Source organism: Nitratireductor sp. GCM10026969 (genome assembly GCF_042660605.1).
Taxonomy (GTDB): Bacteria; Pseudomonadota; Alphaproteobacteria; order Rhizobiales; family Rhizobiaceae; genus Chelativorans.
The window spans coordinates 1-6,602 of sequence record NZ_JBHSUM010000199.1 but is presented as its reverse complement, the minus strand read 5'-3'; the positions used below and the strand labels follow the sequence as shown (position 1 = coordinate 6,602).

At 64.1% G+C, this 6,602-nt stretch carries 8 protein-coding genes; 2 read left to right on the top strand and 6 right to left on the bottom strand.

Annotated elements, in window-relative coordinates; translation table 11 throughout:
* Positions 1 to 155 precede the first annotated feature (155 nt).
* Together ACFP9U_RS22990 and ACFP9U_RS22985 are read right to left on the bottom strand one after the other, a co-directional pair.
* Positions 156 to 470: an antibiotic biosynthesis monooxygenase family protein gene (locus tag ACFP9U_RS22990; RefSeq protein ID WP_378625033.1), complete on the bottom strand. Its 315-nt coding sequence runs from the start codon at positions 468 to 470 to the stop codon at positions 156 to 158.
* A gap of 11 nt (positions 471 to 481) precedes the next feature.
* Positions 482 to 742 (bottom strand): hypothetical protein, encoded by a 261-nt coding sequence (locus tag ACFP9U_RS22985; RefSeq protein ID WP_378625031.1) that lies wholly within the window; start codon positions 740 to 742, stop codon positions 482 to 484.
* 186 nt (positions 743 to 928) lie between these two features.
* On the opposite strand from ACFP9U_RS22985, the gene hemP reads away from it, so the two are divergent.
* Positions 929 to 1,120 (top strand): hemin uptake protein HemP, encoded by a 192-nt coding sequence (hemP, locus tag ACFP9U_RS22980; protein WP_378625034.1) that lies wholly within the window; start codon positions 929 to 931, stop codon positions 1,118 to 1,120.
* Positions 1,121 to 1,308: 188 nt separating this feature from the next.
* Here the strand turns inward: hemP and rirA are convergent, their stop codons facing one another.
* A complete protein-coding gene (gene rirA, locus ACFP9U_RS22975) occupies positions 1,309 to 1,770 on the bottom strand; it encodes an iron-responsive transcriptional regulator RirA (RefSeq protein ID WP_322450643.1) in 462 nt (153 codons plus the stop codon).
* 261 nt (positions 1,771 to 2,031) lie between these two features.
* On the opposite strand from rirA, the gene ACFP9U_RS22970 reads away from it, so the two are divergent.
* Positions 2,032 to 2,565, top strand: a complete 534-nt coding sequence (locus ACFP9U_RS22970; protein ID WP_378625028.1) for a GNAT family N-acetyltransferase — start codon at positions 2,032 to 2,034, stop codon at positions 2,563 to 2,565.
* Between the two features lie 120 nt (positions 2,566 to 2,685).
* On the opposite strand, the gene ACFP9U_RS22965 is transcribed toward ACFP9U_RS22970, so the two are convergent.
* The 3 genes from ACFP9U_RS22965 to ACFP9U_RS22955 all read right to left on the bottom strand — a co-directional run.
* Entirely contained in the window at positions 2,686 to 4,062 is a 1,377-nt protein-coding gene (locus tag ACFP9U_RS22965; RefSeq protein ID WP_378625026.1) for an aspartate aminotransferase family protein, read from the bottom strand.
* 9 nt (positions 4,063 to 4,071) lie between these two features.
* Positions 4,072 to 5,289, bottom strand: coding sequence for a M24 family metallopeptidase (locus ACFP9U_RS22960; RefSeq protein WP_378625023.1), 1,218 nt, complete (start codon positions 5,287 to 5,289; stop codon positions 4,072 to 4,074).
* A gap of 9 nt (positions 5,290 to 5,298) precedes the next feature.
* Positions 5,299 to 6,602: NAD-dependent succinate-semialdehyde dehydrogenase (locus ACFP9U_RS22955; RefSeq protein WP_378625022.1), on the bottom strand; the 1,304-nt coding region annotated here is incomplete at its 5' end.

Here is a 6,602-nt window from a genome sequence, read left to right as displayed (position 1 = left end):
GAGGGGCCGATCGTGCCGCTGGTGACGGAGCGCATCAACCCGGCGGCTTATGTGCACGAGCGCGCCGTTTGCGTCGACACGACGGCCGCCGGCGGGAATGCGACGCTGTTGGCGGCCGCCTGAGGCGGCCGCTCACTTGGAGCTTGTCCGGGCGCTCAGGCGCCTTCGACGCTGCTGAACCCCTCGAAGACCGGCGGACCCTTGTAGAGGTCCTTGTTCTGCCCCGCGTTCTTGTGGGCCTCGCGGAAATTGTCGGATTTGGTCCAGGCGACGAAATCGTCGTGGCTGCGCCAGAGGGTATGGGAGGCATAGAGGGTGTAGCCTTCATCGGCATTGTGCGGGCCGCGCAACAGGCGGAACTCGACGAAACCCGGCATCTCCTCGAGGCGCGATTCGCGCCCCTTCCACACCTCCTCGAAGGCCTTCTCCGAGCCCGCGACCACCTTGAAGCGATTCATTGCGATGAACATGCCTGATCCTCTCATCTGATGCTGGCGTTGTTGATGCTGGCGTTTTTCTCGCATGCCGTCTTCGGAGATTTCGGAAACGGCACGACATTGCTGTGGGCCTGCGAAATGTCCGGCGTTGCAGGGTTCGGTCCCGACTGGCCACTATAGCCGATCTCGACGACTGTCGGATCCGTGGCAATAGCCGCGCGACGGTGCAGCAGCGCCGCGAGTTCGGGGTGCAGCCCGTCACCCCTTGGTGCGGCCAAACGGTGAAGTCTCTCGAAGGGGATCATGTTTCATGTCCTTTTTGCAAACGCATCCGGGAAGGGGAGACGGCCCGCTCGGCCTCCCGGGCAATATCTTGACTTTTTCAATCAGGTATCGCAGTCTCTACAAAAGTTGATTTCGATAGTCAATAAATGCCGGGCCGGCAGCCATGCCGAACGCGCTCAAGGAGAGGGAAGACCATGAGAAGCGAGATGTCCGTTCGCAGGGAAGATTCCGTGCAGCTTACTATCAATCGGGAATACCATGGCGGTGGGACGCTTCCCGACCGCACCCTATCCAGCATCGATCTGTTCCGCGGCCGGCGGGAAATCGCCATCGAACATGCCGGCTCCCTTTACCGCCTGAAAATCACCCGGCAGGGCAAGCTGATCCTGAACAAGTGAATGAGGCACCCTTCGAGGCGTCGAGGGGTGCCTGGCTTGCCCGGAAAGTTCGGCATTCGGTACAGACTACGATACTGCGGCCTGAGGCGTGTGTGTGCCCGCTTCTTGCGAATGCGACGGACTTAGCTTTCGGCTAAGCCCTCAGGGAATCGCAAGACAAGGATCCGCAGACGGATGCCCTGCACGCCCTAGTTGGCGGCCGCGCGTGCCTCGGGCAATTCGATGCCGAGCAGTCCGCGCATTTGCGGTCGCTTCTCCACAAGATCGTGGATCGTGTAGGATGCCAGCACCTCGAAGAAGGCGCCCAACGCCTTGCGCAGGGCCTCATTGAGGCCGCAGCTGTCCACGAGCGGGCATTCGGAGGCTTCGTTCTCGAAGCATTCCGCCATGGCGAAGTTTTCCTCCGTCACACGGACCACGTCGAACAGCGTGATATCCTTGGCCGGTTTGGCCAGCCGCACGCCGCCGTTGCGGCCGCGCACCGTCTCCACGAGGCCGTTCTCGACGAGCGGCTGAAGAATCTTGAACAGGAACAGATCGGAAAGCGAATAGGCCCGCGCAATATCCGGAATTCTGCTCAGGCGGCCGTCGTTGGCCGCGCAGTACATGAGAATGCGGATCGCGTAGTTGGTTTGCCGGGTCAGACGCATGGAATCCCTTTCGCTCGTTAGCGCCCAATATGGCCCATAGATTAGAATAATTCCAGAGACGATTGCAAAAAACATGATTTTGCTCGTCATCTATACGCGACGTGTTCCTTCTGCCCTGCAGATCATGCATCGCTGTATTGCGCGGCGGCGAAGAGCCTTGCGGTTGCAGCGCCTTCTACACATATGGAAGCGGAGTCGAACGGCTCGGGGAGGAACCCGCGAGGAGTGCGACTTGTGGCCCGAAAAACGAAACAGAATCAATTGCCGAGCGGTATCGTTCGCCGCCTGAGACCATCCGAGCTCGATCTTTTCCGCGATCATCTCATGCGGCTGGACGCGGAAAGCCGTCGCGACCGCTTCAACGGCGCGGCGAATGACGCTTTTCTCGCTCAATATGCCGCGCGCAGCTTCCGGAACGGTGCGACGGTGATCGGCTATGTGGAAGACGGCCGGGTGCTGGGGGCGGCCGAGTTGCACGAGCAAGCGGAACTCGATCCGCCCACGGCGGAAATCGCCTTCAGCGTCGAGCGCCCGTTGCAGCATCGCGGGCTGGGCAGCGAACTGTTCAAGCGGCTCATCGCCCACGCCAGGGCGCTCGGCTATATGCATCTGCGCGTGACGACTCACCCGAACAACCGGGCGATGCGTGTGCTTGCGCAGAAGTTCAATGCGCGCCTGTCCTTTGCGGAAGGCGAGGCGACGGGCGTTATTGCACTTGAGCAGACACCGAATGGCGGAGAGGAACTCGCCGGGATCTTTCCCGATCCCGGCGCTGTTCACCGGCCTTCGGCCTGAGCCCATTGACCCTTCGACCGCCGCAGCATGGTGACGTTCCGGCGTGACCCCGGGGACCCGACCCATGCCGGAACGGTCCAATCAAAGAGGGGCGGCCTGCCCGCCGCCGCCAATCGAAACTCAGTTCTTGAACACCGCCTTCACGGCTTTGGCCGTCGCGTCGACGACCTTGTCGGCCTCCTCGCGCGTGAGGCACAGCGGCGGTGCGAAGCCGAGAATGTCGCCCTGGGGCATGGCGCGGCCAATGACGTTCTCCGACAGGAGGGCGGCGGCGACCTGAGGGCCGACCTTCGACGCCGGATCGAAGGCGCGGCGGGTTTCCTTGTCCTCGACGAACTCGACGGCGCACAGCATGCCTTCGCCACGCACCTCGCCGACATTGGGATGATCGCCGACGGCCTCTTTCATCGTTTCCACCAGATAGGCGCCTGTCTCGCCCGCATTCTCTACCAGGCCGAGGCTGTCCACCAGCTTCAGGTTGGCGATGCCGGCGGCGGCGCCGATCGGGTGGGCGGAATAGGTCCAGCCATGGCCGATCGGCCCGTTCTCGTCCGTCCCGCGCTCGAGCACCTTCCACATCTTCTCGCTGACGATGGAGCCGGAAAGCGGCGCATAGGCCGAGGTCAGGCCCTTGGCGATGGTGATGAGATCCGGCTCGATGCCGTAGTGGTCGGAGCCGAACATGGAGCCGAGACGGCCGAAGCCGGTCACCACCTCGTCGGCGACGAGCAGAATGTCGTGCTTCTTGAGCACCTTCTGGATCGCCTCCCAGTAGCCCGCCGGCGGCGGCACGATGCCGCCCGTCCCCAGCACCGGCTCGCCGATGAAGGCGGCGATGGTGTCAGCGCCCTCGCGCTCGATGAGCGCATCGAGTTCCGCGGCCAGGAAGGCGGTGAATGCTTCCTCGCTCATGGCCGGGTCCGGCCGGCGGTAATAGTAGGGGGCTTCGGTGTGGATGACCGGCGCCAGCGGCAGGTCGAACTTCTTGTGGAAGCCTTCGAGCCCCGTCAGCGAGCCGGTCATCAGGCCGGAGCCGTGATAGCCGCGCCAGCGCGAGATGATCTTCTTCTTCTCCGGGCGGCCCAAAACGTTGTTGTAGTACCAGATGAGCTTGACGTTCGTCTCGTTGGCGTCCGAGCCGCCGAGGCCGAAATAGACCTTGGACATGCCCTTCGGCGCCCGGTCGAGGATCATCTTGGCGAGCGTGATGGACGCTTCCGTGCCGTGGCCCACATAGGCGTGGTAATAGGCGAGTTCCTTCGCCTGGGCGGCGATGGCCTCGGAAATTTCGGTGCGCCCGTAGCCGACATTGACGCAATAAAGGCCAGCGAAGGCATCGAGCAGGCGCTTGCCGTCACGGTCCTCGATATAGACGCCGCTGCCGCCGGTGACGATCCGGCTCGGGCTTTCCCCGCGCGCATGCTGGGCGAGATGCGTGGAGGGGTGGAAGAAATTCTCCCGGTCCCACTGGTCGAGCTGGTCGTTCTTCAAAAGCATGGTCGTCTCCTATTCTTTTACTGTCGGACCGAGAGGGGTTTTGGTCAGCACTTCCGCGCCGCCGGGGCCGAGAAGCACGGCGTTGGAGACGAAGAAGTCTCCCTTGCCGGTTCCCATGAGCCAGGAAAGGATGTGGAAGGTCATGCCTTCGTGGATCTCGAGATCGGAATCGTGGCGCAAGCCGGTGACCCGGTTGCCGCCGGTCCAGGACGGCGGAAAGCCGATGCCCACGCAATAGCCGCAATGGTGGCGGCGGTGATGGGCAAGGCCCGCCTCGTCCACCACGGCCTGCCAGGCAGCATAGACGTCGCACGCGCGGGTGCCGTGGCGCAGGGCGCCGAGAACGGCGTCGAAGGCCTGCCCCGCCACTTCCGCCATTCGCGCGTCCTCCTCGCGGATCGAACCGACATGCACGAGGCGCCCGAGCGGCGCGTGATAGCGGCTGACGCAGCCGGAAAGTTCGATGAAGACCGGCTCGCCCGCACGATAGGTATCGTTGCCCCAGGTGGCGTGTTCCTCACCCAGCCGCGGGCCGGGGCGGATGAAGGGCCCGAAACCGGGCACCTCGCCGCCGGCGCGGATCATCGTCGCGTGGCATTCCGCCACGACGTCGCGTTCGGCGGCACCGTCATTTATGGCATCTATGGCGGCCGCGGCGGCAGCATCCGATATCGCGGCCGCCTTGCGCATCAACGCCTGCTCGGCCGGCGATTTGACGAGGCGCAGTTCATCGACGAGGCCGGTGATGTCCACCCAGTGGACATCGGAAAGGCTCTCGCGCAGCGCATGGCCAAAGCCGTAGGAGTGTCCGGACGACCAGGTTTCCACGCCGATGCGCATGGCGCCGTCACTCTGCTCCTCGATCTCGGCGACCACAGCCTTCAGCACGGCCCGCGAGCGATCCTTGGCTACCAGTGAATCCTTGAGGAAGCGCACCGCCAGATCGGCGGCCGTCTCGTTGTCGGCATGTCCCTGAAAGAGCGCGTTGCGCACCTGCCGCTCGATGGAGACGCGCTCCATCTGGCGGGTGATCAGCACCATCTCACCCTCGGGCGGGACGACAAGCAGATGCGGCGCGAAATATCCCCAGTGATCGAGGCCGGTCAGATAGAAGATGTTTTCCGGCGTCGACAGGAGCACCATGTCGAGCCGGCGCTCGGCCATGGCGGCCCGCACGGTTTCAAGCCGGTTGCCAAGTTCCTCGTCTGTGAAGGGGTTGGCGAACATCGACGATCCTCAAGGCGTGTCGCAGCACACATATTTCACGTTGAAGAATTCCTCCATTCCCATGCGGGAGCCCTCGCGACCGAGGCCGGCCTGCTTGACACCGCCAAAGGGGATGGGTGCGCCGGTGATCTTGGTGCGGTTCACCGCGACCATGCCGAACTCGAGGCCGCGCGAGAAGCGGGCGATGCGGGCGGGATCCTGCGTATGCACATAGGCGACCAGCCCGGTCTCGGTGTCGTTGGCGCGGGCGAGCACCTCGTCTTCGTCATCGAAGGGCACGAAGGCCGCAACGGGGCCGAAGGTCTCCTCGTGAAGGACCAGCGCATCCCCCGGCACATCCGCGAGCACTGTCGGCAGGAAGAAGTTCGCACCCGCCTCGGTCCGATTGCCGCCGGCGAGCACGCGCGCGCCCTTTTCGACCGCATCCGCTACATGTTGTTCCTGCTTGGCGACTGCCCGTTCGTTGACGAGCGGGCCGATATCGGGATCGGAAAGTCCCGTGCCGACCGTCATCGCCTGTACTTTCCTGGTGAAGGCGGCGAGGAAGGCATCATAGATCGGTCGCTCGATATAGAAGCGGTTGGCCGCCAGACAATCCTGGCCGGAGGTGGCGAATTTCGCCGTGATCGCGCTTTCCACCGCCCGGTCGAGATCGCAATCGGCAAAGGCGATGAAGGGGGCGTGGCCGCCGAGTTCCATGACCAGTTTCTTCACCGTTGCGGCGGACTGGCCGTAAAGCAGACGTCCGATCTCCGTCGAGCCGGTGAAGGAAAGCACGCGTACCTTCGGCGAAGCCGTCATCGCGCCGACCACTTCGGACGCCTTGCCCGTGAGCACGTTGAAGACGCCGGCGGGAAGCCCCGCGCGCTCTGCCAGTTCGGCCAGCGCCAGCGCCGAGAAGGGTGTTTCGGAGGAGGGGTGGGCGACCACCGTGCAGCCGGCTGCAAGGGCCGCCGCGGCCTTGCGCGTCAGCATCGCGGCGGGGAAGTTCCACGGCGTGACGAGCCCCGCCACGCCGGCCGGCTCGCGGGAGATCCGCATCTCGGCGCCGGGCAGGTGGGAGGTCACGCTCTCCACGTTCAGTCGCTTCGCCTCTTCGGCGTAGAATTCGATGAAGGATGCCGCATAGTCGATCTCGCCACGGGCCTCGGAAAGCGGCTTGCCCTGTTCCAGCACCATCAGGTGGGCAAGGTCCTCGCGGGCATCGACGATCAGGGCGTGCCAGCGTTTCAAAAGTCCGCTGCGCTCCTGGGGCAGGCGCGCCGACCACCCGGCGAAGGCGCGGTGGGCGGCCTCGATGGCAGCCTCGGCCT